Source organism: Bacillus sp. RHFS10 (assembly GCF_016757475.1).
Lineage (GTDB): Bacteria > Bacillota > Bacilli > Bacillales > Bacillaceae > Bacillus > Bacillus subtilis_G.
Map to the genome: position 1 here is coordinate 954,895 of NZ_JAESPO010000002.1, position 22,533 is coordinate 977,427.

Annotated in this window: 26 protein-coding genes; 19 read left to right on the plus strand and 7 right to left on the minus strand. The window is 45.7% G+C overall.

Going from position 1 to position 22,533, the window contains the following annotated elements:
- Positions 1 to 6 precede the first annotated feature (6 nt).
- Positions 7 to 987: an L-Ala--D-Glu endopeptidase gene (lytH, locus tag JMN17_RS11540; RefSeq protein WP_087993330.1), complete on the minus strand. Its 981-nt coding sequence runs from the start codon at positions 985 to 987 to the stop codon at positions 7 to 9.
- Positions 988 to 1,223: 236 nt separating this feature from the next.
- Between lytH and lipA the strand changes: the two genes are divergently transcribed.
- On the plus strand, positions 1,224 to 2,120 hold the full coding sequence (gene lipA, locus JMN17_RS11545) for a lipoyl synthase (protein WP_087993329.1): 897 nt from the start codon (positions 1,224 to 1,226) through the stop codon (positions 2,118 to 2,120).
- A gap of 15 nt (positions 2,121 to 2,135) precedes the next feature.
- On the opposite strand, the gene JMN17_RS11550 is transcribed toward lipA, so the two are convergent.
- Entirely contained in the window at positions 2,136 to 2,771 is a 636-nt protein-coding gene (locus JMN17_RS11550; protein WP_202328121.1) for a YhcN/YlaJ family sporulation lipoprotein, read from the minus strand.
- 113 nt (positions 2,772 to 2,884) lie between these two features.
- Here JMN17_RS11550 and JMN17_RS11555 point away from each other — a divergent pair, with 113 nt between their 5' ends.
- The 3 genes from JMN17_RS11555 to nucF are packed head-to-tail and all read left to right on the plus strand — an operon-like array spanning position 2,885 to position 4,417.
- Complete coding sequence (locus JMN17_RS11555; RefSeq protein ID WP_087993327.1) at positions 2,885 to 3,160, plus strand: YutD family protein; 276 nt, start codon at positions 2,885 to 2,887, stop codon at positions 3,158 to 3,160.
- Between the two features lie 23 nt (positions 3,161 to 3,183).
- Complete coding sequence (locus JMN17_RS11560; protein WP_087993326.1) at positions 3,184 to 3,618, plus strand: DUF86 domain-containing protein; 435 nt, start codon at positions 3,184 to 3,186, stop codon at positions 3,616 to 3,618.
- Between the two features lie 28 nt (positions 3,619 to 3,646).
- A complete protein-coding gene (gene nucF, locus JMN17_RS11565) occupies positions 3,647 to 4,417 on the plus strand; it encodes a 5' nucleotidase NucF (protein WP_087993325.1) in 771 nt (256 codons plus the stop codon).
- A gap of 25 nt (positions 4,418 to 4,442) precedes the next feature.
- Here the strand turns inward: nucF and JMN17_RS11570 are convergent, their stop codons facing one another.
- A complete protein-coding gene (locus JMN17_RS11570; RefSeq protein WP_087993324.1) occupies positions 4,443 to 4,943 on the minus strand; it encodes a phosphatidylglycerophosphatase A family protein in 501 nt (166 codons plus the stop codon).
- A gap of 152 nt (positions 4,944 to 5,095) precedes the next feature.
- On the opposite strand from JMN17_RS11570, the gene cotNH reads away from it, so the two are divergent.
- The 5 genes from cotNH (at position 5,096) to JMN17_RS11595 (ending at position 11,683) form a co-directional block, all read left to right on the plus strand.
- Positions 5,096 to 6,115 carry a spore coat-associated protein CotNH gene (cotNH, locus tag JMN17_RS11575; protein WP_202328122.1) on the plus strand — a complete coding sequence of 340 codons (1,020 nt, stop codon included), beginning with the start codon at positions 5,096 to 5,098 and terminating at the stop codon, positions 6,113 to 6,115.
- A 200-nt stretch (positions 6,116 to 6,315) separates the two neighbouring features.
- Positions 6,316 to 7,617 (plus strand): homoserine dehydrogenase, encoded by a 1,302-nt coding sequence (locus tag JMN17_RS11580; protein WP_202328123.1) that lies wholly within the window; start codon positions 6,316 to 6,318, stop codon positions 7,615 to 7,617.
- Positions 7,617 to 8,675, plus strand: a complete 1,059-nt coding sequence (gene thrC / locus JMN17_RS11585; protein WP_087993343.1) for a threonine synthase — start codon at positions 7,617 to 7,619, stop codon at positions 8,673 to 8,675. Before JMN17_RS11580 ends, thrC begins: the two co-directional genes overlap by 1 nt.
- Complete coding sequence (gene thrB, locus JMN17_RS11590) at positions 8,672 to 9,601, plus strand: homoserine kinase (protein ID WP_087993321.1); 930 nt, start codon at positions 8,672 to 8,674, stop codon at positions 9,599 to 9,601. Before thrC ends, thrB begins: the two co-directional genes overlap by 4 nt.
- Positions 9,602 to 9,709: 108 nt before the next feature.
- Positions 9,710 to 11,683, plus strand: coding sequence for a S9 family peptidase (locus JMN17_RS11595; RefSeq protein ID WP_202328124.1), 1,974 nt, complete (start codon positions 9,710 to 9,712; stop codon positions 11,681 to 11,683).
- Positions 11,684 to 11,724: 41 nt separating this feature from the next.
- Here the strand turns inward: JMN17_RS11595 and JMN17_RS11600 are convergent, their stop codons facing one another.
- Positions 11,725 to 12,021 carry a NifU family protein gene (locus JMN17_RS11600; RefSeq protein WP_250621913.1) on the minus strand — a complete coding sequence of 99 codons (297 nt, stop codon included), beginning with the start codon at positions 12,019 to 12,021 and terminating at the stop codon, positions 11,725 to 11,727.
- Positions 12,022 to 12,157: 136 nt separating this feature from the next.
- Here JMN17_RS11600 and JMN17_RS11605 point away from each other — a divergent pair, with 136 nt between their 5' ends.
- A complete protein-coding gene (locus JMN17_RS11605) occupies positions 12,158 to 12,484 on the plus strand; it encodes a YuzD family protein (protein WP_087993319.1) in 327 nt (108 codons plus the stop codon).
- Positions 12,485 to 12,707: 223 nt separating this feature from the next.
- Here the strand turns inward: JMN17_RS11605 and JMN17_RS11610 are convergent, their stop codons facing one another.
- Positions 12,708 to 13,775, minus strand: coding sequence for an NAD(P)/FAD-dependent oxidoreductase (locus JMN17_RS11610; RefSeq protein WP_087993318.1), 1,068 nt, complete (start codon positions 13,773 to 13,775; stop codon positions 12,708 to 12,710).
- Between the two features lie 262 nt (positions 13,776 to 14,037).
- On the opposite strand from JMN17_RS11610, the gene JMN17_RS11615 reads away from it, so the two are divergent.
- The 4 genes from JMN17_RS11615 to JMN17_RS11630 all read left to right on the plus strand — a co-directional run bounded on the left by JMN17_RS11615 (position 14,038) and on the right by JMN17_RS11630 (position 17,040).
- Positions 14,038 to 14,274 (plus strand): YuzB family protein, encoded by a 237-nt coding sequence (locus tag JMN17_RS11615; RefSeq protein ID WP_087993317.1) that lies wholly within the window; start codon positions 14,038 to 14,040, stop codon positions 14,272 to 14,274.
- Between the two features lie 134 nt (positions 14,275 to 14,408).
- On the plus strand, positions 14,409 to 15,623 hold the full coding sequence (locus JMN17_RS11620; RefSeq protein WP_148964001.1) for a NupC/NupG family nucleoside CNT transporter: 1,215 nt from the start codon (positions 14,409 to 14,411) through the stop codon (positions 15,621 to 15,623).
- A gap of 121 nt (positions 15,624 to 15,744) precedes the next feature.
- Positions 15,745 to 16,599, plus strand: coding sequence for a diaminopimelate epimerase (dapF, locus tag JMN17_RS11625; protein WP_087993315.1), 855 nt, complete (start codon positions 15,745 to 15,747; stop codon positions 16,597 to 16,599).
- 78 nt (positions 16,600 to 16,677) lie between these two features.
- Positions 16,678 to 17,040 carry a HesB/IscA family protein gene (locus JMN17_RS11630; RefSeq protein ID WP_087993342.1) on the plus strand — a complete coding sequence of 121 codons (363 nt, stop codon included), beginning with the start codon at positions 16,678 to 16,680 and terminating at the stop codon, positions 17,038 to 17,040.
- A 53-nt stretch (positions 17,041 to 17,093) separates the two neighbouring features.
- Here the strand turns inward: JMN17_RS11630 and guaC are convergent, their stop codons facing one another.
- On the minus strand, positions 17,094 to 18,074 hold the full coding sequence (guaC, locus tag JMN17_RS11635; protein WP_148963998.1) for a GMP reductase: 981 nt from the start codon (positions 18,072 to 18,074) through the stop codon (positions 17,094 to 17,096).
- A gap of 277 nt (positions 18,075 to 18,351) precedes the next feature.
- On the opposite strand from guaC, the gene JMN17_RS11640 reads away from it, so the two are divergent.
- Positions 18,352 to 18,492: a hypothetical protein gene (locus JMN17_RS11640; RefSeq protein WP_087993310.1), complete on the plus strand. Its 141-nt coding sequence runs from the start codon at positions 18,352 to 18,354 to the stop codon at positions 18,490 to 18,492.
- Between the two features lie 38 nt (positions 18,493 to 18,530).
- On the opposite strand, the gene yumC is transcribed toward JMN17_RS11640, so the two are convergent.
- Positions 18,531 to 19,529 carry a ferredoxin--NADP reductase 2 gene (gene yumC / locus JMN17_RS11645; RefSeq protein WP_087993309.1) on the minus strand — a complete coding sequence of 333 codons (999 nt, stop codon included), beginning with the start codon at positions 19,527 to 19,529 and terminating at the stop codon, positions 18,531 to 18,533.
- A gap of 330 nt (positions 19,530 to 19,859) precedes the next feature.
- On the opposite strand from yumC, the gene JMN17_RS11650 reads away from it, so the two are divergent.
- From JMN17_RS11650 to spsC, 4 genes are all read left to right on the plus strand, one after another.
- Positions 19,860 to 21,080, plus strand: coding sequence for an NAD(P)/FAD-dependent oxidoreductase (locus JMN17_RS11650; protein WP_202328125.1), 1,221 nt, complete (start codon positions 19,860 to 19,862; stop codon positions 21,078 to 21,080).
- Positions 21,081 to 21,252: 172 nt separating this feature from the next.
- Positions 21,253 to 21,396 (plus strand): YuiA family protein, encoded by a 144-nt coding sequence (locus JMN17_RS11655; RefSeq protein WP_003243733.1) that lies wholly within the window; start codon positions 21,253 to 21,255, stop codon positions 21,394 to 21,396.
- 53 nt (positions 21,397 to 21,449) lie between these two features.
- A complete protein-coding gene (locus tag JMN17_RS11660; RefSeq protein WP_148963995.1) occupies positions 21,450 to 21,770 on the plus strand; it encodes a YuiB family protein in 321 nt (106 codons plus the stop codon).
- Positions 21,771 to 21,873: 103 nt separating this feature from the next.
- Positions 21,874 to 22,530 carry a stationary phase survival protein SpsC gene (gene spsC, locus JMN17_RS11665; protein WP_087993306.1) on the plus strand — a complete coding sequence of 219 codons (657 nt, stop codon included), beginning with the start codon at positions 21,874 to 21,876 and terminating at the stop codon, positions 22,528 to 22,530.
- The last annotated feature ends 3 nt before the right edge of the window (positions 22,531 to 22,533 follow it).

A 22,533-nucleotide genomic window follows, 5' to 3' on the forward strand; every position in this document is an offset into this window, starting at 1 on the left:
TTTTCGTTATTTCTTTTTTTTGTACTCATAACGCTCCCACGCTCTCAAATGCGGGTATGGATCAAACGACCATTCGGTTTTTCCGTTATCTTTATACATGCCGTAGTGAAGGTGCGGCGGGAACTTCCCGGCGGTTCCCGGCGGGCCGTATCCTGAGCTGCCGACTGACCCGATCACTTGGCCGGGCTCAACGATTTGCCCTGCTTTTATCCCTTTGGCAAAGCCATTAAGATGGGCAAAATAATGATACGTATTGTTAATGTCTCTGATGCCGATTCTCCATCCGCCAAAGCGGTTCCAGCCTTTCATTTCAACTACGCCGTAACAGGTGGATCTGACCGGAAGGCCGTAACGGGCAAAAATATCCGTGCCTTCATGAATCCGTCTCCCTCCGAAGCCGCGTGCATCTCCCCACGTGCTTCGATAGCTGTAATCGGTTCTGATCGGAAGCGGAAACGCATGCTCGTCCAGATCAATATGCCCGTAAGTTTTAAACAGCTTCATGAATTCAGAGATGATCCCCACCGTCTGGTCACGCCGGTAATAATTCCAAAGCCCGATGCGGATGTTGTTTTCATCTGTGCCATACGACAGCAAGTATTGGCTGAATGTATACAAAATATCGTCATCATTGCTGACCTCGGCTTTCCCGTCACCGTCACCATCCATACCGATTCCGTCAAACACTTTAATGCTCAACGGCGCATCGTCTTTCGGATTCGGGTTTTCAGGTCCGCTCCAGATTTCATCGGGTATATAGATGCTGATAATTCCCGCTTTGTCAGGCAGGTCTTTTCGGTTGCTTCGCACATTTTCCTCGTATTGATCTACTGCGGCGAGCGCATACCAAGGAATTTGCGTCACAGCCTCGACTTTATGATATAATTCCATCCGTTTCGACAGCACTGAATCAGAAAGCTTTTTTGCAAACGCAGAAGGCTCAAACGCAAACAAAAGGAGAAGAAGAGCGGATAACAAAACTTTCACAAAAATAATCTCCTTTCATATTGAATACACATAGTTTGCGGCAAGCCGGCTTAAAAATGTCAGTAATCATCTTCCCTTGTCGAGAAATTTTTCCTATGTTAAAGTGTCTAAAGAAAAGACTTTCTTTAGTTAGAAAAACATGATTTATGCTGCAGAAAAAAAACCTGCACCTTTCTCGTTTTCAGAATGTTTCGTGCCAGAAATTTGAGTATATTGGATATTGGAGATGATGGGAATTGGCAAAGAAAGACGAACACCTCAGAAAGCCCGAATGGCTCAAAATCAAATTAAATACAAATGAAAACTATACAGGGCTCAAAAAACTCATGCGGGAAAACAACCTGCATACCGTATGCGAAGAAGCTAAATGTCCGAATATTCATGAATGCTGGGCGGTCAGACGTACAGCGACATTTATGATTTTAGGTTCTGTTTGCACAAGAGCATGCCGTTTTTGTGCTGTCAAAACGGGCCTTCCAACTGAGCTTGATCTGCAAGAGCCGGAACGCGTAGCGGATTCTGTCGCCCTTATGAATCTGAAACACGCGGTCATTACGGCTGTTGCGCGTGACGACCAGAAAGACGGCGGAGCTGGCATTTTCGCGGAAACGGTCCGTGCGATCCGCAGAAAAAGCCCGTTCACGACAATTGAGGTGCTCCCGTCTGATATGGGCGGAAACTACGATAACCTGAAAACCTTGATGGATACACGCCCAGACATCCTGAATCACAATATCGAAACGGTTCGCCGCCTGACGCCAAGAATCCGCGCGCGCGCGACGTACGACCGTTCACTGGAATTTTTGCGCCGTGCGAAAGAAATGCAGCCTGATATTCCGACAAAATCAAGCATCATGATCGGACTCGGTGAAACGAAAGAGGAAATTATTGAAGTTATGGACGACCTCTTGGCAAACAACGTGGATATTATGGCAATCGGCCAATATCTGCAGCCGACGAAGAAACACTTGAAAGTCCAAAAATACTATCACCCTGACGAATTTGCAGAATTAAAGGAAATCGCGATGCAAAAAGGCTTCAGCCACTGTGAAGCCGGTCCGCTTGTCCGTTCATCTTACCATGCCGATGAACAGGTGAACGAAGCATCTAAAAAGCGCCAAGCACAAGCATAATGCCAAAACGCCAGATCATCTGGCGTTTTTGTCATTCCTATTGATTTTCATGTCCTGGCGGGTTTCTCCGTTGGCATTTTCATTCTCTGAGACAGGGCTTCCTTGCGGAGAGGTTTTCATTTCTTCAATCGTCCTCGACATGTTCTCTCTGATATTTCTGGAACCGGAGCCGATATGGCTGTCATTTTCGATGGACTGCATATGGTTTGGGTTATCGGAAATATACACATGATAGTATCGCGGAATCACTGAAGCGGCTGTTTTTTTCACCTGATCGGCCGTCAGCACGCGGTTTTTGGAATCGGTTTTGTATACGACAAGCGCTTCTTGATCGGTCACCAGCGTTGCAGCCTCTTGAATATGGGGGAGCTGAACCGTTAAACTTGATATCATGTGAGCGGTTTCTTTCCGGTTCATCACCGGTGCTTGCTGCTGTTCGCCATCGAATTGTTCTTTTTGATAGCGGACATAGCCAAATTGTTCGTTCTTATCATGCCGGTTAAAAGCCTCGTTGCGGTCAGACACATGAATGGGTCTGGTTTGATTCTGCGTCTGATTTTGGGCGTTTTGCTCGGCATTATCAAATCCTGCGCCTCCGCACCCGGATAAAAGCCCAGTCAACAGGCAGAGACTGACAGCAGTTCGTTTCATATATAAATCCCTCCTCATATGTAGGGTAGCCAAATCGCATGATTTATTCTTTAGCAATTGATGGGGACGGGGCAATGAATTATGATAGGAATGAGTGAAAAAGAGGTGAGATCATGATTCTTATTCAAAATGCCGAATTTGAATTGGTGCACAATTTCAAAGAAGGCTTCAACGAAGAGGCTTTTAAAGCCCGCTACTCCGATATTTTAAATAAATACGATTATATTGTGGGAGACTGGGGGTACGGTCAGCTCAGGCTCAAGGGCTTCTTTGACGACCAGAATCAAAAGGCAACCTTCGAAACGAAAATCAGCACACTAGATGAATACATTTACGAATACTGCAATTTCGGCTGTGCGTATTTTGTCTTGAAACGGATCAGAAAATAAACATACACAAAGGGGATGCTGTCATGTATTTTGTTGACAGAAACAAGATCGAGCAAACACTCGGGTTCTTTGAGCACCAGCTGGCGCTTTTTAACTCACAAAGAGATTGGCAGTCTGAAATCGAGAGACTGGCGCTTGATCGTATAGGCCATCTCTTAATCGAGTGCATTCTGGATACAGGCAATGACATGATTGACGGTTTTATTATGCGGGACCCGGGCAGCTATAATGACATTATGGACATACTTGTTGATGAAAAAGTTGTCACGGAAAAAGAGGGAACTGAGCTCAAGAAATTGATCGCCTACCGCAAAACATTGGTTCAGCAGTACCTGCTCGCTGACAGCGCCGAGCTTTACAGGCTGATCACGGCGCATCAGACAGCTCTTCAAGACTTCCCGAAACGGATCAGAAGCTACTTGGAAACAGAGCTTGGCCCTGTTTCCGCGTTTAAATAACAACTGGAAAGCCACAGGAGTGTTGGACATGAAAACATATAAAGGGTATTTAATTGATTTAGACGGAACAATGTACAATGGCACGGAAAAAATCGAGGAAGCGTGTGAATTTGTCAGAACGCTGAAAGCGCGCGGCGTTCCTTATCTTTTCGTGACAAACAACTCTTCGCGCACACCGAAGCAGGTGGCGGACAAGCTCGTGTCTTTTGATATTCCTGCAACGGAAGAGCAGGTCTTCACGACCAGCATGGCGACTGCCCAGCATATCGCCCAGCAGAAAAAAGACGCGTCTGTGTATGTGATCGGGGAAGAAGGAATCCGTCAGGCGATTGAAGAAAACGGCCTGACGTTTGGCGGGGAAAACGCGGATTTTGTCGTTGTTGGTATTGACCGTTCCATTACATACGAAAAATTTGCTGTCGGCTGCCTGGCCATCAGAAATGGCGCCCGCTTTATTTCCACAAACGGAGATATTGCGATCCCCACCGAAAGAGGCCTCCTGCCTGGAAACGGTTCGCTGACATCTGTATTAACCGTATCCACAGGCGTACAGCCGGTATTTATCGGCAAGCCGGAATCCATCATTATGGAGCAGGCGATGCGCGTTCTCGGAACGGATGTGTCCGAAACACTCATGGTCGGCGACAACTACGCGACGGACATTATGGCCGGCATTAACGCCGGTATGGATACGCTGCTTGTGCACACAGGCGTAACAAAAAGAGAGCATATGACAGACGATTTGGAAAAACCGGCTTACGCCATTGACTCACTGACTGAATGGATTCCATACATTTAAAAAAGGGCGCCCCAAAAGGGTGCCCTTATTCTGTGTGCCGCGCGCGGTGTGCGAGCCTGCTTGAGGCCGCCGCGGAAATCGCTCCGACGATGTCATCTAGAAAGGTATGGCATTCGCCGGTTGATTTATCATTCAAATGTTTAAGGATTCCGGGTTTTTCTTTATCGATGTAACCGTAGTTCGTAAACCCGATTGATCCGTAAATATTCACGATGGAAAATGCCAGAACTTCATCCACTCCATATAAACTTTCATCTGTTTCCAGCATCGTTTGCACTGGTTCAGACAGTTTTTTCTGCTCAGCAAGAACATCCAATTCAATGCCCGTTAAAATCGCGTTTTGCACCTCGCGTTTTGCGAGAACGCGATTGACGTTCAACGTGCATTCATCAATGTGTAAATCCGGATGATATTTTTTTTGCAGGAAAAAGACTAGCTCGGCAATGTCTGACACCTCAACGCCGCGCTCCTTCATCCGTGCTCTTGCTTTTGCTTCCATCTGGCTGATTTGTTCGTTTTCTGACATCAGTTTCACCCAATCTTTTTTACTAGTTTATACAAAATATTTGAGATGTTTACGACTTTTTCTTGCGTCTTCGTCGGATTAAAATATGTATTCATAATTCCGGACGTGTATGACTACGATGTGATGAGCCCTAATTCAATAGGCAGGTGATCATGGTGAAAGGCACAATAAAAGAAAAATATGGTATTCATATCAGACAGCTTTCCATGTATCAACACACATATCAATGCTTTCAGACACCGAATTCATTCTTTCTGATTGTCCCCGTTTCCCAATTCTCAGATACAGAGTTGGCGGAGCTTTATTACATGAGTCAGTATTTACAAGAACAAAGTGACCCATACGTTCCGATTTTTATCTTTACAAAACAAGGTGAGCTGACATTTGAACATGAGGGAAAAACGTACGCTCTGCTAAAAGCGGCACCACCTTATTCAAACCGGGCGTTCTCCATTGGGGCGGAACTGGCTGAATTTCACCGAAAAGGCAGAGGGTACCCGTATGAAGTGAAAGCAGCCGGAAGAATCGGCCAGTGGAAAGATTTGTGGGGAAAACGCATTGATCAGCTGGAAGTGTTTTGGCAGCGAAAGGTTCAAACTCCTCCGCACGAGCCATTCGACAAAAAAATGATCGAATCATTTCCATATTATTTAGGACTGTCAGAAAACGCGATACAATATTTAGTGGACACTGAGCTGGATGACAAACCCCAAGCCGCTGATTCTGGAACGATATGCCATCAGCGGATGGAAAGACATACGTGGTCATCCGAATCTTTGATCAGGATTCCTGCGGATTGGGTATTTGACCACGCTTCACGCGATTTGGCTGAGTATATGAGGCATACGTTTTTGCATCACAGACAAGATTTTAATCAGCAGGGCTTTCTCTTTTTACAGGAATACGAGAAAATCACACCGCTGTCTTCGTTTTCAAAACGTCTCCTGTACAGCCGTCTGCTCTTTCCGCTTCATTATTTTGAAATCGTGGAGAGCTACTACATGTCATCAGAATCAGAAAAGCATTATTATGAAGAGCAGCTTGACTTCATTCTGAATGATTGCGGACGCTATGAACAATTTCTTAATACAGCACAGGAATTCATGAATATGCGGGCGCAGAAGCCATTTGTTCCCCGCGTAAGCTGGCTCGGCAAAGGAAGCCGCGGATGAGGAGAAAATCTGACAAAAATAATTAGAAAATAAAGAATCTTGTCATATCAGTAGGTTAAGCGTTTACATTCGTAAAATTCAGCCTATTGCTATCTTGTCAAAACAAGAGCGGGCTTATATAATGTTTGTAACTTATATGTCTGTGTTGAGTTAACAATTGTCTTTTTTGAGAGGACAATTAAACGAAAGGTGGAGTTTTTTTGAAAGCGATTCGTGTAGGGCTTTTAGGTTTAGGTACCGTCGGAAGCGGTGTCGTTAAAATTATTCAAGACCATCAGGATAAGCTGATGCATCAAGTCGGCTGTCCGGTTACGATAAAAAAAGTGCTTGTAAAAGATCTAGAGAAAAAGAGAGAAGTAGACTTGCCGAAGGAAGTGCTCACGACAGAAGTGTATGATGTCATCGATGATCCAGATGTTGATGTCGTTATCGAGGTAATTGGCGGAGTGGAGCAGACAAAACAATATTTGGTCGATGCGCTCAGATCCAAAAAGCATGTTGTCACAGCAAACAAGGATTTAATGGCTGTGTACGGTTCCGAGCTGCTTGCGGAAGCGAAGGAAAATGGCTGTGACATCTACTTTGAAGGCAGTGTTGCCGGCGGGATTCCGATTCTGCGCACGTTAGAGGAAGGCCTCTCATCAGACCGGATTACAAAAATGATGGGGATCGTGAACGGAACAACGAACTTTATCTTAACAAAAATGATCAAAGAAAAAAGCCCTTACGAGGAAGTGCTCAAGGAAGCGCAGGATCTCGGTTTTGCCGAAGCTGATCCGACTTCAGACGTGGAAGGGCTTGACGCCGCAAGAAAAATGGCGATATTGGCGCGCCTCGGCTTCTCGATGAACGTGGATCTCGACGACGTCAAAGTAAAGGGAATCTCCCAAATTACAGACGAGGACATCAGCTTCAGCAAACGCCTCGGCTATACGATGAAGCTGATCGGGATTGCGCAGCGTGACGGCAGCAAAATTGAAGTCAGCGTACAGCCGACACTGCTTCCTGACCACCATCCGCTTTCTGCTGTGCATAATGAGTTTAACGCCGTTTACGTATACGGCGAGGCTGTCGGTGAGACGATGTTCTACGGACCGGGAGCCGGAAGCATGCCGACTGCGACATCCGTTGTTTCTGATCTTGTCGCCGTCATGAAAAATATGCGCCTCGGCGTAACCGGCAACAGCTTTGTTGGGCCGCAATACGAGAAAAACATGAAGTCTCCGTCAGACATTTACGCGCAGCAATTTTTAAGAATTCATGTTAAAGATCAGGTCGGTTCATTCTCGAAAATTACGTCTGTCTTCTCAGAACGGGGCGTGAGCTTTGAAAAGATCCTTCAGCTGCCGATTAAAGGCCATGATGAGTTAGCAGAAATCGTGATTGTCACGCACCATACATCAGAAGCTGATTTCAGTGATATCCTGCAAAACCTAAATGATTTGGAAGTCGTTCAAGAAGTCAAAAGCACATATCGTGTAGAAGGGAACGGTTGGAGTTAATGTGGAAAGGACTAATCCATCAATATAAAGAATTTTTACCTGTAACAGATCAAACACCGGCGCTTACTTTACATGAAGGAAACACACCTCTTATTTACCTGCCGAAGCTGTCTGAACAGCTGGGAATTGAACTTCATGTCAAAACGGAAGGCATCAATCCTACAGGGTCATTTAAAGACCGCGGAATGGTCATGGCTGTGGCGAAAGCAAAAGAAGAAGGCAACGACACGATTATGTGCGCGTCTACAGGAAACACTTCCGCTGCTGCGGCTGCATATGCAGCCCGCGCTAACATGAAATGCATCGTGATCATCCCGAACGGCAAAATCGCGTTTGGAAAACTGGCTCAAGCTGTCATGTACGGAGCTGAAATTATCGCTATTGACGGAAACTTTGACGATGCGCTTAAAATTGTCCGCTCCATCTGTGAGAAATCACCGATTGCCCTTGTCAACTCAGTTAATCCTTACCGTATTGAAGGCCAAAAAACAGCTGCCTTCGAAGTGTGCGAACAGCTGGGAGAAGCGCCGGATGTTTTGGCCATCCCGGTCGGAAACGCAGGAAACATTACGGCATACTGGAAGGGATTCAAGGAATATCATGAGAAAAACGGCACTGGCCTTCCGAAAATGCGCGGATTTGAAGCGGAAGGCGCGGCGGCAATTGTGCGCAATGAAGTAATTGAAAATCCGGAAACAATAGCGACAGCCATTCGTATCGGAAACCCTGCAAGCTGGGACAAAGCTGTAAAGGCAGCTGAGGAATCCAACGGGAAAATTGACGAAGTCACTGATGATGAAATCCTTCACGCGTATCAGCTGATCGCCCGTGAAGAAGGTGTGTTTGCAGAACCGGGTTCTTGCGCGTCTATCGCAGGAGTGTTGAAACAGGTGAAGTCCGGAGACATTCCGAAAGGCAGCAAGGTCGTCGCTGTTTTAACAGGAAACGGACTGAAAGATCCGAACACAGCGGTCGACATTTCAGAAATCAAGCCGGTCACATTGCCGACTGATGAAGACAGCATTCTTGAATATTTAAAAGGAGCGGCCCGTGTATGAACGAAGCCGGCATGCTGTTCACGGTCACTGTTCCCGGAAGCACGGCTAACCTAGGCCCGGGTTTTGATTCAGTCGGAATGGCGCTCAGCAGGTATTTGAAGCTGACCGTCTTTGGAAGCGACAAATGGTCTTTTGAAGCTGAAACAGAAACAGTCGCCGGAATTCCGGCGGGTACAGATAATCTGATCTATCAAGTGGCAAAACGGACAGCAGATTTGTACGGAAAAGAAATGCCGCCTGTCCATGTGAAGGTATGGAGCGATATCCCGCTCGCCCGCGGCCTTGGCAGCAGCGCCGCGGCGATTGTAGCGGCCATTGAACTGGCTGATGAATTATGCGGCTTAAAGCTGTCTGAAGCGGACAAGCTGCATTTAGCCAGCCTTGAAGAAGGACACCCGGATAATGCGGGCGCTTCTCTCGTTGGCGGGCTTGTCATCGGCCTGCATGAAGATGACGAGACACAAATGATCCGTGTCCCGGATGCTGACATTGACATTGTCGTTGTTATTCCTTTTTACGAGGTGCTGACAAGGGACGCAAGAGACGTGCTTCCGAAAGAGTTTCCGTATGCGGACGCTGTAAAAGCAAGTGCCGTCAGCAATTTGCTCGTTGCTGCGATCATGTCCAAGGATTGGCCGCTTGTCGGGAAAATCATGAAGAAGGATATGTTCCATCAGCCGTACAGGGCGATGCTTGTCCCCGAATTGTCAAAAGTAGAACACGTCGCCGAGATGAAGGGCGCATATGGAACGGCTCTCAGCGGAGCAGGCCCGACGATTCTCGTGATGACTGAAAAAGGAAAGGGAGCAAAGCTGAAAGAGCAGCTCACGCTTCATTTCCCTCATTGCGAAGTAGACGCTTTGACCGTTCCAAAAGAGGGAAGTATAATAGAGCGAAATCCTTTATATCAAGTAAAAAGTGTATAGAATATGCCAAGCGTTCCTCAGCGTCAGCGGAGGACGCTTTTTTTCTGCTGGAGATAAAGGAGTTTTTATTTAGAAAAACGAAATACATGTAAAAAGGAGGAGATGAATATGAAAAAGCTGATAACCGCAGAAGACATCACAGCGATTGTCTCTGTGACCGATCCTCAATACGCCCCAGACGGCAGCCGTGCCGCATACGTGCAGTCGCAAGTGAATCAAGAGAAAGATTCGTATACATCAAATATATGGGTCTATGAAACGAAAACCGGCAGGTCTGTTCCTTGGACATATGGAGAAAAGCAGAGTACGGACCCAAGATGGTCTCCGGACGGGCGTACGCTTGCCTTTATTTCTGATCGTGAAGACGATACAGCACAGCTCTATCTCATGAGCGCTGAAGGCGGAGAAGCGAGAAAGCTGACGAATATACCGTATGGCGTGTCAAAGCCGGTATGGTCCCCGGATGGCGAGTCGGTGCTTGTCACTGTCAGTTTGGGAGGGGAGGAAAGGATTGATGATCAAGAGAAAAAAGAGCCGGACAGCTTTGAACCTGTGGAAGTGCAAGGCCTTTCCTATAAACGGGACGGTAAAGGGCTGACAAGAGGTGCGTATGCCCAACTAGTGCTTGTCAACTTGAAGAGTGGCGAGGTAAAGCAGCTGACAAACCGCAAAGCTGATCACGGTGATCCTGCTTTTTCTCCTGATGGCAAATCGCTTGTTTTCTCAGCTGATCTGACGGAAGCGGATGATGCCAGCAAGCCGCATGACGTCTGCATGATGTCGCTCGAGACTGGGGATTTCAAGGTGATTACGTCTCATCGCGGCTCATTCGGACCAAGCTCATTTTCACCGGACGGAAGGTATCTTGCTTTGCTTGGGCATGAACAGGAATATCAGAATGCAACGCTCGAAAAGGCGTGGCTTTATGATCTCGAACAAGACTGCCTTACATGTCTGACTGAAATGCTTGACGTTCATTTAGCGGATGCGCTCATTGGAGATTCATTGATCGGAGGTGCCGAGCAGCGCCCGGTTTGGACAAAAGACAGCCAAGGGTTTTATGTCATCGGCACAGATCAAGGCAGTACGGGAATCTACTATATATCTATTGAAGGCCTTGTGTATCCGATTCGTATCGAAAAAGAGTACATCAATAGTTTTTCCATTTCACCTGACGAACAACACTTTATTGCGAGTGTGACAACGCCGGACAGACCGAGTGAGCTTTACAGCATCCCGCTTGGGCAGAAAGAGAAACGCCTGACTGGCGTGAATGACAAGTTTGTCGGCGAGCATACGATGTCAATACCTGAAGATATTCAATATGTCACAGAAGACGGCGTGACGGTGAACGGCTGGCTGATGAAGCCTGCACAGACTGAAGAGGAAACATCATATCCTCTTATTCTCAACATACACGGCGGTCCGCACATGATGTACGGGCATACATATTTTCATGAATTTCAAGTGCTGGCGGCGAAAGGATACGCGGTAGTGTATATCAATCCGAGAGGAAGCCACGGCTACGGCCAGGAATTCGTGAATGCCGTCAGAGGAGATTATGGAGGAAAGGATTATGAGGATGTGATGCAGGCAGTGGATGAGGCCATCAAACGAGATCCGCAGCTTGATCCTGAGCGGGTAGGTGTCACGGGCGGAAGCTATGGAGGCTTTATGACCAACTGGATCGTTGGACAGACGAATCGCTTTAAAGCCGCCGTCACCCAGCGTTCGATATCAAATTGGGTCAGCTTTCACGGCGTCAGTGATATCGGCTATTTCTTCACAGACTGGCAGCTTGAGCATGACATGTTTGCAGACACAGAAAAGCTCTGGGACCGTTCCCCTTTAAAATACGCAGCAAACGTGGAGACACCGCTATTGATTCTGCATGGCGAGCGAGATGACCGGTGCCCGATTGAGCAGGCGGAGCAACTATTTATCGCCTTGAAAAAAATGGGCAAGGACACCATGCTCGTCCGTTTTCCAAAAGCGTCGCACAATTTGTCACGCAGCGGACACCCGGGGCAGCGGATCAAGCGCCTAAATTATATCAGCTCATGGTTTGATCAATATCTCTAATAAAAAAGCCAGGCTGATCAAATATCAGCCTGGCTGCTTTATTAAAAGACTTGTTCTACTTCAACGACACCCGGCACTTCTTCAAGAAGAGCGCGTTCAATTCCGGCTTTCAGCGTAATTGTTGAACTTGGACAGCTGCCGCATGCGCCTAGAAGACGAAGCTTAACGATACCTTCATCTATGTCTACAAGCTCACAGTCACCGCCGTCACGAAGTAAAAACGGACGAAGTTTGTCCAGTACTTCCTGCACCTGTTCTTTCATTTCAACTTCAGTCATGACATTCGCTCCTTTCGTCATCATAAAACCATTATATTCAGTGTAACAATAAAAATCTATTGTTTAGTTTGAAAAGTTGCTTTCCCTATTATAGCACATTCAGACTTGAACACAAAAACGGTTTTTTTCTATCAAAACGTCTTTTGGCTCTGTATACTGAAAAGAAAGGACTACAGGGAGAAGGGGGCGTTTATCAGTGACAAAACCAGTCATGCTCAGCGTCTACGGCGCAGAAACCATTTGTGCAAGCTGTGTCAATATGCCGACAGCCAAAGATACGTACGAGTGGCTTGAGGCTGCGCTGAAAAGAAAATATCCAAATCAGCCTTTTGCGATGCAATATATCGATATTTATGAGCCGCCTGACAATAAACAAGAGAAAGAGCTTGCGGAAAAAATCAGAAATGATGAGTATTTTTATCCTCTTGTTCTCGTAGAAGACAAAATTGTCGGTGAAGGCAATCCGACATTAAAAGACGTCTATAAGGAAATGGAGAAGTATGGGTATACAGAAAACCGCTGACAAGATCAGCGGTTCCAGCGTGTGGACAAACCCTCGTATTCGTTGTCAAGCTTGTGCGTTGGTGCTCACGAATTAAAACATTCGCTCCGCTCCAATGCTCGCCTTTCCTAGACTTCAAGGGTTTTCAAACACGCTGAAAAGATGAAACCGGCTAAAACTAAAACCGTTTCAGCCGTCTGTAATCATTAAAACCGCTGACAAGATCAGCGGTTCTTCTCTATCATTAACCGTTATGGTGTTTATACATCCACAGCAAGCCGGATTTCAGCATGCGCGGAACACGGCCGATCAGCGGACGGTCAGCAACAAGGCCGAAGCCGGATTTTTTTCCAAGTGAGCCAAGAACGCCTTTCAGCTTAAACTGCGGCATTGACTCTGGAAGGGCTTCTCCATTCCAGCGTTTTTGCAAGATTTGGACAATCTGCTCTGCTTGAGCCTCTGCAAGCTGAGCGCTCGGTGCATGAGGAAGGCTGGCGCAATCACCGACAACGTACAAATGTTCATCACCGGGAAGATTGTGATGCGGCGTTAATACGATACGCCCTTGTGCATCCTTCTCCACATCTAAATTCCTGACGACTTTGTTCGGCTGTATGCCAGCGGTCCATACGATGGCGTCCGCAGAAATCGGATCATCGTGGTTATACACAACGCCTTCTTCTACTTTGGTGATATTTGCCCTGTTAATAATGCGGACACCGTGCTCTTCGAACCATTTTTGCACATATTTGCTCAAACGCTCGGGAAAGCTTGATAAAATGAGATCGCCGCGGTCAAACAAAATAATGTTCAGGTCGTCACGGCTTTCCCTCAATTCACTTGCAAGCTCAACGCCGCTTAAGCCCGCGCCGACAATGGCGACAGTGGCATTAGCGCTCAGGTTATTCAGCTTTTGATAAGTTTCTCGGGACTGGTCGATGGTTTGAATGCTATAGGTGAATTCAGGCGCTCCCGGCACGTTGTGATATTTATCCTCACAGCCGAGCCCGATCACGGCGTCATCGTAAGAAATCGGTTCACGATCATGGAACAGCACTTGTTTTTGTGCAATATCAATTGATGAGATATCTCCGTATTGGACATCCAGGCGAGGGTGCTCTGGGAATGACACTCTGATATGATGGTCAGAAATTGTGCCTGCGGCAAGGGCATAATATTCTGTTTTCAAGCAGTGATAAGGATTTCTGTCAATTAACGTGATTAAAACATCATCAGGCAGCTGGTTTGGCAATAAGCGATGAAGAACACGCATATTCCCGTAACCTCCGCCGATCAAGACCAATTTTTTCATTTGAATTCCCCTTTAATCCGAAGAGTATGATAGACACATTGAAGAAAATACGAACTATGTAAAATAACATCTAGAATTATATCGAATTTGATCTAAAATCACAATAATAGTTTGAAAATAACCTACAAATTAGCCTGAAAGCGCAAATTAGTAAAACGTTATTCTGGAAATGATATGTTGCGATAATAAATTTTGAAGAATCCATTGTCTTTGACGAATGGTGAAAAATTCGCGATAATGGACATATGTGAGGTGAAACCGCATGAATCCAATGATTGAATTTTGTGTCAGCAATCTGGCTCACGGCTCTCAGGAAGCCCGGGCGATTTTGGAGAAAGATCCAAACCTGGATGTCCTCGAATACGGCTGCTTAAGCTACTGCGGGAAATGCATGGAGTCGCTTTTCGCTCTTGTAAACGGAGAAGTCGTCATGGGTGAAACGCCTGCTGAGCTTGTTGAGAATATATATACATTTATTGAAGAAAACCCAATGTTTTGAAGAAAAGGGCCTGGACAGGCCCTTTTTATTTTGTCGTCCAAAAGAACTAAAAAAATGTGTAGACATCAAAAACGATTATTGTTATCGTATAAAAGATTTGTTTTAAATAAATGTTAAGAGGTGTAGGTGTATTCATGAGTGTTCTCTGGGGACTGCTGGGCGCAGTTGCGATCATTGCTATCGCGTTTTTATTTTCAGAAAAGAAAAGCAATATTAAAATAAGAACCGTCATCGTTGGTTTATGCATACAGGTGGCGTTTGGATACATCGTGTTAAAATGGGAAGCGGGACGCGCTGTTTTTTTATGGTTTTCAAGCCGTGTACAGCTTCTGATTGATTATGCGAATGAAGGCATCAGCTTTATTTTTGGACCGCTTCTAAAAGTCGGCGACAGTCCGGCATTTGCCTTAAGTGTACTGCCCGTTATCATTTTCTTCTCAGCACTGATTGCCGTTTTATATCACTTGAAAATCATGCAGCTCGTTTTCCGTGTCATCGGGGGCGGATTGTCGAAGCTTCTTGGGACAAGCAAAACGGAATCTCTTGCGGCTTCTGCTAATATTTTTGTGGGACAATCCGAATCTCCATTAGTGATCAGGCCCCTGATTGCCGGTCTGACGCGCTCTGAATTGTTCACGATTATGACGAGCGGTCTATCGGCTGTTGCGGGTTCAACCTTGTTTGGATACGCGCTTCTCGGTATCCCGATTGAATACTTGCTTGCGGCCAGCTTTATGGCTGCTCCGGCTGGCCTTGTCTTTGGTAAATTGATTATACCCGAAACAGAAAAGCCGCAAACCGTAAAAAGCGATTTCAAAATGGATGAAGGAGAAGGCGCAGCCAATGTCATTGACGCAGCTGCAAAGGGAGCGTCAACCGGACTGCAAATTGCCTTAAACGTCGGAGCGATGCTGCTTGCGTTCGTTGCATTAATCGCCGTAGTAAACGGTGTTCTTGGCGGAGTATTCGGCTTGTTCGGCTTAAAAGGTGTCACATTAGAATCCATTCTCGGCTATGTGTTTTCTCCAATCGCCTTTTTAATTGGCGTTCCTTGGCATGAAGCGTTGCAGGCAGGAAGTTATATCGGCCAGAAATTGGTGCTGAATGAGTTTGTCGCTTATTCTAACTTCGGTCCGCACATCGGTGAGTTTTCTAAGAAAACCGCTACGATTATCAGCTTCGCGTTATGCGGATTCGCCAATTTTTCATCAATTGCGATTATGCTTGGTACGCTTGGCGGTTTAGCGCCTAGCCGCCGTTCGGATATCGCGCGCCTCGGCCTGAAGGCTGTTCTTGCGGGAACATTAGCCAATCTGCTCAGCGCAGCCATTGCCGGCATGTTTATATAAACGATAAAAGCTCCTTGCGATTTGCAAGGAGCTTTTATGTATGAAAAACGGGGGATAATTATATTGTGTCCGTTTATAATAGCTTTTATACTAAGAAAAAGAAAAAAAGTTGGAGGCACCTATGAATTCATTTCGATTTACCAAAATGCACGGTCTGGGTAACAGCTATATCTATGTGAATCAATTTGAAGAGCAGCTCCCGGAAGAAAAACTGTCTGAGATTGCAATTCAGGTTTCTTCTGTTTATACAGGGATCGGTTCCGACGGAATGATCCTGATATGCCCTTCAGATCAAGCGCCTGTTAAAATGCGGATTTTTAATAATGACGGGTCTGAAGGGAAAAATTGCGGCAATGGTTTGCGTTGCGTCGCAAAATACGCGTATGAGCATAAGCTGGTTGAGGAAACATCTTTTCTGATTGAAACCCTCTCCGGGCTTGTGAGAGCGGAGGTTCAAGTTGAAAATGGGAAAGTGAATGTGGTTACTGTCGATATGGGCGAACCGCGCCTGACAAAAGCGGAGCTTCCGATGCTTGACGGCGGGGAAGAGCACACGATCAATGAAACGATGGCATTTGGTGAAGTTGAACTAACAGGCACTGCCGTTTCAATGGGAAATCCCCATATCGTTTTTCCGATCGCTGACATTGAACAGGCACCTCTGACGACACTAGGACCGGTGATTGAAAAAGATCCGAGATTTCCGGAAGGCGTCAATGTGGAATTCGTCGAAACCGTGAATGATCATGAGTTGCATTTCCGCGTCTGGGAACGGGGATCAGGTATTACTCAGGCATGCGGGACAGGAGCATGTGCAGCTGCGGTTGCATCTGTGTTAAACGGTGTATCAAAACGAAATCAGGACATCACGGTGCATTTAGCAGGCGGAGATTTGGTGATTAACTGGAAAGACAACGGCCATGTGATGATGACAGGGCCGGCTGAGACCGTTTGCGAGGGTGTCTATTTTTTGTAAAACACCTCGTTTGAGAATTGAACGAATCATGTTTATAATAAAAGACAACATCCGGTTTTTAAAAGGAGGTTCATAATGATGAGCAACCCGGTAACAATTACAGAAGCAGCTGCTTTGCATATAAAAGATATGATGAAAGAGCATGAAGAAGAAAACGCGCTTTTACGAGTAGGCGTAAAAGGCGGCGGCTGCAGCGGCCTTTCATACGGTATGGGCTTTGAACATGAAAAAGGTGAAAAAGACAGTGTATTTGAGGAACATGGCATCACTGTTCTCGTTGACAAGGACAGCCTTGATATCATGAACGGCACCATCATTGATTTTAAACAATCCATGCTTGGCGGCGGTTTCACCATCGACAACCCAAATGCCATCGCCTCATGCGGCTGCGGTTCTTCGTTTAGAACAGCGACGAATGCTGGTAAGCCTGAAGAGTGCTAATAACAGAAAACGCCAAGTCAAGCGGCGAACCGCTGACTTGGCGTTTTTTATTTTTAATACTTATCCCCATTAAAAATCGAATTCTTCACAATCACATAATCCACATTGCGGATCGCGTCAAGCTTCGTTCCACCTGCATAAGAAATAGAAGATTGCAGATCCTGTTCCATTTCAATCAGTGTATCCTTGATAGAGCCTTTATGCGCCACGTGCATTTTTTTGCCTTCTACATTTTTCTTTTCGCCTTTTTGGAATTCAGAGGCTGAGCCGAAGTACTCTTTGTAGAGCTCTCCGTCTTTTTCGATCGTTTGGCCTGGTGATTCTTCATGTCCGGCAAATAGTGAACCGATCATGACCATCGTTGCGCCAAATCTGATTGATTTTGCGATATCGCCATGTGTGCGGATGCCGCCATCTGCGATAATCGGTTTGCTGGCTGCTTTGGCGCACCAGCGCAGCGCCGCTAACTGCCAGCCACCTGTGCCGAAGCCGGTTTTGATTTTCGTAATACATACTTTTCCCGGACCGATGCCGACCTTAGTGGCATCCGCTCCCGCATTTTCAAGCTCTCTGACCGCTTCCGGCGTTCCGACATTGCCGGCAATGACAAAGCTGTCCGGCAAATGTTTTTTGAGATGCTGGATCATTTCGATAACGGCATTTGAATGACCGTGCGCAATGTCAATTGTCACGTAATCGGGAGTCAGGTTTTCTTCTGCCAGCTGGCGGACAAATTCATACTCCTCATCTTTGACGCCCACGCTGATAGAAGAGAATAATCCGCGTGCGTTCATATCTTTCATAAAATCAATTCGTGTTTCAGGCTCAAATCGGTGCATCACATAAAAGTAGCCATTTTCGGCTAATTGAATGGCTAGCTTTTCATCTATAATCGTCTGCATATTGGCAGGAACGACGGGCAATTTAAATGTGCGTCCGCCTAAACGTACGGATGTATCGCATTCTGAACGGCTGTTCACAATGCATTTTGCAGGAATTAGCTGAATATCTTCGTAATCAAATACGTTTTCCATGTTTTTCACTCCTAAAAACGAATATTTAAAAGAATAATAAATGAAATGTTCGCCTTGTATAATGTACTCTGTTTTATTTAGGATGTCAAACGTTTTTATTTGCTTACAGGTGTGGGCAAGCGCCGATGCTTGTCATGCACAGTGAGTTTGGGTATGATAGTTTTAACGAATGGTCTTAGGGAGCGGATCAAAACGCGAATCATATACGTTCAGCAAAGCTTGGTCGTTCAGCACCAGGCTTTCTTTATGACATGAACGTGTGAAAGGAGCGAATCAGATGACTCAAAATGAAGGAAAAACACCGAAGTCGCAAAAGATCCAAGATCGCATTATCATGGCAATGATCTGGATCGTCGCAGCCCTTGTGATTGCGCTGGTTATTGGAACTGCGATGAATTACATCAATATCTTCAAATAAAAAAGGAGCTGTGTCGCTGACACAAACTCCTTTTTTTATTATTTGTTTTCAAAAAGACTTGTTGAGTGAAGAGGCTGTACACGGGCTTTTGGATCCATGTAAGCTTTGGCGTTGTTCACTGCTGTCGGCGCCTCGCCGAAGCCGCTTGCGATCAGGTTGACTTTTCCTTCGTATGTGCAAATGTCACCTGCGGCAAAGAAGCCTTCGATGTTTGTTTCCATTGTTGATTTGACGACAATAGAATTTTTCTCGATGTCCAGACCCCAGTTTTTAATCGGTCCAAGAGATGAAACGAAACCGTAGTTGACGATTAAGTCATCAATTTCTAAAATCTCTTTGCGATCGCCTTTCACTTCTTCAAGCACTAGCTGTTCAATTTTGTCTTCCCCGATCAGCTCCGCAGGGACGAATGGTGTCAGGACATTAACCTTCGACGCATGAAGGTTTTCCACACTGTGCTCGTGCGCGCGGAACTTATCGCGGCGGTGAATGATGGATACTTCTTTTGCGATTGGCTCAAGCATAAGCGCCCAGTCAACCGCTGAATCTCCGCCGCCAAGGATCGCAACCCGTCTGCCGGCGAATTTTTGCAAATCGTCAACGAAGTAGTGAAGGTTTTTGCCTTCATACTGCTCTGCATTTTCAAGTTCCAGCTTTCTCGGTTTGAATGCGCCGTTTCCTGCAGTGATGATCACTGTTTTGGAGTAGTGGATTTCTTCATTTGTCACAAGCTTAAACACGCCGTCCGCTTGTTTTTCAACAGATTCAACCGCTTGCTCCAGACAAATGGTTTGGTCGAATTTCGCCATTTGCTCTTTTAGGTTATTGATAAGTTCTTGTGCGCGGATTTTCGGGAACCCCGCTACATCATATATATACTTTTCAGGGTATAGGGCGCTAAGCTGTCCGCCGAGTTGAGGCAGGCTTTCGATAATTTTGACGCTTGCCTGTCTCATTCCTCCGTAAAAAGCGGTGAATAAGCCGACCGGTCCCCCGCCTATAATGGTAATATCATAAACCGTTGTATCCTCTCGCATACGAAAATGGCCTCCTAAATGAAAATTGTTATTAATTATACCATATTGCCGTTCAAATTGACGAGTCAGCAGAAAAAATCGTAAGTGTATAAAGTGCGCATTCATTCTTGAAAAATTTTCCGTAGGCCGATACGATGATAACCAAATGAATTGATCTTTTTCTGAATGTTTCTTGGGCCAGTCGGATAAGTATGATAGTAGTTCTATGCGTAAGGACTTCACAAAAAACTTTTCAATATATTTCATAAAATCCCGCCAATAAGCTGAAGCTAACACAAATGATGATTTTATTATGCGTCTAACAAAAGCAAAAAAGAGAAGGTGGATGTGATGGCATTGAATAAGCCCAAAATCGTGATTTTAGGTGCAGGATATGGCGGATTGATGACGGTAACTAGGCTGACAAAGTTTGTCGGACCGAATGATGCTGATATTACGCTTGTCAATAAACACAATTATCATTATGAAACGACATGGATGCATGAAGCGAGCGCGGGTACGCTTCATCATGACCGCTGCCGTTATCAGATAAAAGATGTAATCAACCAGTCGCGGGTCAATTTTGTACAGGATACCGTAAAAGCAATCAAAATTGATGAGAAAAAAGTTGTGCTTGCGAATGGAGAGCTAAAGTACGATTATGTAGTCATCGGACTCGGAGCGGTGCCCGAGACGTTCGGTATTAAAGGTTTGAAAGAATATGCGTTTCCGATCGCTAACATCAACACGTCGCGCCTGCTGCGGGAACATATTGAGCTGCAGTTTGCGACTTACAATACGGAAGCGGAAAAACGGCCGGACAGGTTAACGATTGTTGTAGGCGGAGCCGGATTTACGGGGATTGAATTTCTCGGCGAGCTGGCGGCCCGCGTGCCGGAGCTCTGCAAGGAGTATGACATTGACAGAAGCCTCGTGCGAATCGTATGTGTGGAAGCCGCGCCGACCGTTTTGCCGGGCTTTGATCCTGAGCTTGTTGATTATGCCGTCCATTATCTTGAGGAAAACGGAGTTGAGTTTAAGATCGGCACCGCTGTGCAAGAATGTACACCGGAAGGAGTCAGAGTCGGGAAAAAAGATGACGAACCAGAGCAAATCAAATCGCAAACCGTTGTATGGGCGGCAGGTGTCCGCGGCCATCCGATTGTAGAGGAAGCCGGTTTTGAAAATATGCGCGGCCGGGTCAAAGTCAATCCTGATCTTCGCGCACCCGGACATGACAATGTCTTTATTCTCGGTGACAGCTCGCTGTTTATGAATGAAGATACAGAGCGCCCGTATCCGCCGACTGCGCAAATTGCGATGCAGCAGGGAATAACGGTTGCTAAAAACCTTGGCAGGCTCATTAAAGGCGGAGATCTTGAGGAATTCAAACCGGACATTAAGGGAACGGTTGCTTCTCTTGGCGAGCATAACGCGGTTGGGGTCGTGTATGGCAGAAAGCTGAAAGGCACGCCGGCTTCGTTTATGAAAAAAGTCATCGATAACCGCTCGCTGTTTTTGATCGGCGGACTTGGACTGACGTTGAAAAAAGGCAAGTTTAAATTTTTCTAAAAACCCGCTTCCGCGGGTTTTCTTTATTAAAAAACGGCAAAATAAAAAGATAATAAGAGGAAAATGAATATGTTTCCGCTTACATGAAAAGATTTGTCACATGATCTAACTTTATTGTTGACAGCCTAATATGTTATATTATCAGAAAATTAAGAAAAAGGGTGATGATCAGATGAAAACTGCAACGACAACCGCTTCACATGCATGCCCATTTTGCTCAGGGAAAGGGTACTTTCAATTGATTCTCGGCGGTTCAGAGACTTGCCCATCTTGCCAGGGGACAGGAAAAGACAGTCATTCTTTTTCCAGCCGTTGACTTTATTTCAGCCCCCGCGTTACACTAAAAACAACGCAGGGGGGTGGAATAGGTTGATTAGTCTGCCAGTCGTCATCATCTCAATTGTTCTGTTTTTTGTTTTGTTTTTTGGAATCGGTTTCTTATTAAACATGCTGCTGAGGATGTCTTGGATTATGGCTGTGATATATCCAATTGTATGCCTTTTCATTATCAGCAAGGAAAAGCTGATCAGCTATATCCAGTCGCCGGGAGAATCATTTGCTGGCCTGTTTCATCGTATCGTGTCATTAGCGGCTGCCGATGTGCTGATTTTAGCCAGCGGTTTGGCTGGCGCCGTCGTATCCGGTATCGCGATCAACATGCTTAGAAAAAGAGGATATCAAATGTTTTAAATGCCGCTTTCTTCCTAAAGAAAGCTTTTTTTTGTGCTTTGCTCATTCACCATATTGAATATTGCTCTCTCCAATTGGGAACAATGATTCGGAGGAGAGGTGGATGATGTTGAATATGATCAGACGTTTGCTGATGACCTGTTTATTTCTGCTTGCATTTGGCACGACACTTTTATCAGTGTCAGGAATCGAAGCGAAGGACTTGTCGAAATGGGTGCAGGAACATCAAGAAAAGCACTTGAAGCATGCAGGACTGACATTAAAAGCATTGCAGCTGAAAAAAACACAAACCATGTCCGCGGACAAGGATAAAACAAAACCGTTAGAAGAAGCTTTTGATTGGAACGAGTATCCGGTCCAAAAAGTAACAGCAACAGGCTACACGGCAGGAGCTGAATCGACGGGAAAAAAGCCCGGTGACCCATTATACGGGCTTACATATTCAGGTGTGAAAGTAAAACGGGATTTATACTCCACGGTTGCCGCTGATCCGTCCGTTTTCCCGATCGGCACGATTTTATTCATTCCGAACTACGGTCTTGGAGTTGTGGCAGACACAGGATCGGCTATTAAGGGAAACCGCCTTGATTTGTACTTTGAAACCGTCAAAGATGTGTACAATGAATGGGGCAAAAAAACCCTTGATGTATATGTGATTAAAAAGGGAACGGGAAAGGTCACTGAGGATGAGCTTGATAAGCTCAATGAAACGAAATCTTTGCAAGTATTCAGAAATCAATATAAAACAGTGAAAGAATAAAAC